This is a genomic window from Candidatus Babeliales bacterium (assembly GCA_035944115.1).
In the GTDB taxonomy this organism is placed as follows: Bacteria; Babelota; Babeliae; order Babelales; family Vermiphilaceae; genus DASZBJ01.
In genome coordinates this window covers 1-1,533 of record DASZBJ010000054.1, presented here as the reverse complement: position 1 = coordinate 1,533, position 1,533 = coordinate 1, and the positions used below count along the sequence as shown (strand labels likewise).

The 1,533-nt window shown below is 64.6% G+C and carries 1 protein-coding gene; it reads left to right on the top strand.

Annotated features, from left to right (window positions below; all coding sequences use genetic code 11):
* Positions 1–262: 262 nt before the first annotated feature.
* A complete protein-coding gene (locus VGT41_06445) occupies positions 263–1,516 on the top strand; it encodes an ISL3 family transposase (protein HEV2601901.1) in 1,254 nt (417 codons plus the stop codon).
* The last annotated feature ends 17 nt before the right edge of the window (positions 1,517–1,533 follow it).

Genomic DNA, 1,533 nt, shown 5'->3' with positions numbered 1-1,533 from the left:
GTGCGCGACCACCGCTCCCCGCTAACCGAAGACCGCAATCACCGGACTGCACAACGGCACCTCATCAGCGGAAACAACCAATGGCGCCGGAGCTCGCTGCCACTCCAATCATCCTTGATCGCGTCGGCCGGGCTCCTCGCTGTATCGAGTGGGTTTGGTGATCAAGTGTGGGTGGTCCGGCGTGGCGGGTTGACGAGGGGGTGATTGTTTCGTTGGCTGCGTGACTGTCCGTGATGGTCGTGTAGCAGGGGGTTGTCGGGGTATGGATGAGTTGGGGTTGTTCACGGCGGCGTTGGGGCTCAGCGGGCCGTGGCGGGTGACGCGCAGCGAGTTCGACGCCGAGCGGACTCAGCTGGATCTGTATCTGGGTTTTGATCGTGGTGCCCGGTTCGGGTGTCCGGCTAAGGACTGCGTGCAGGGTGGGTGTGCGGTGCATGACACGGTGGACAAGACGTGGCGGCATCTGGACTTTTTCCAGCATCGGGCGTTGTTGCATGCCCGGTTGCCGCGGGTGCGCTGTCCGGAGCACGGGGTGCGGCAGGTCAGCGTGGCGTGGGCGCGTCCGGGGTCGGGGTTCACGCTGTTGTTCGAGGCGCTGGTGTGCAGCTTCGCGGCGGCGATGCCGATGGCGAAGGTCGCTGCGATGACTCGGGAGCACGACACCAGGATCTGGCGGATCGTGGAGCACCACGTGGGCGCCGCCCGTGACCAGGAGGACTTCACTGGGGTGCGCAAGGTCGGCATGGACGAGACCTCGGCCCGCAAAGGCCAGGACTACGTGAGCATCTTCGCCGACATGGTGGCGGCCCGGGTGCTGTTCGCCACCGAGGGGCGTGACGCGGCTACGGTGGCTCGCTTCGCTGCTGACCTGGCCGAACACGGTGGTGACCCGAAGACCATCACCGACACCAGCTCCGACATGAGCACCGCGTTCATCTCCGGAATCAGGGCGCACCTACCGAACGCGACGATGACCTTCGACAAGTTCCACCTAGCCGCCAAACTCAGCGAAGCGGTCGACGCGGTACGCCGAACCGAGGTCACGACCCGCCCGGAACTCAAGCACACCCGCTGGCTATGGCTGAAAAACTTCTCGAACCTCTCGGTCAAGCAGCGAGCCGAGCTCCACCAGCTGATGCGCCCCTCAGCCAAGCTCGCGACCGCCCGGGCACTGCGCTGGCGGGAGGACTTCCAAGCCTTCTACGACCAGCACCCCAGCTACGCACCCGAGTACCTCCGACGCTGGTGCTACGGCGCGAAACGCTCCCGCCTCCACCCCATCAAAGACTTCGTAGCGCTCGTGGAAAAACACTGGGACGGCATCATCTCCTGGCACACCAACCACCTGACCAACGGCCTGCTCGAAGGGATCAACTCCCTCGTCCAGGCCGCCAAGGCCCGCGCCCGGGGCTACCGCAACAAAAACAAGATGATCACTATCGTCTACCTCACCGCGGCCAAACTCCAGCTACCCACCCACACCAACCCCACACCCACCTACATGTCATCACGCTGAGTAACCCCACACACGCC

Coding starts and splice junctions, on each gene's coding strand:
- VGT41_06445 (HEV2601901.1), top strand. CDS start 263: ATGGATGAGTTGGGGTTGTTCACGGCGGCGTTGGGGCTCAGCGGGCCG.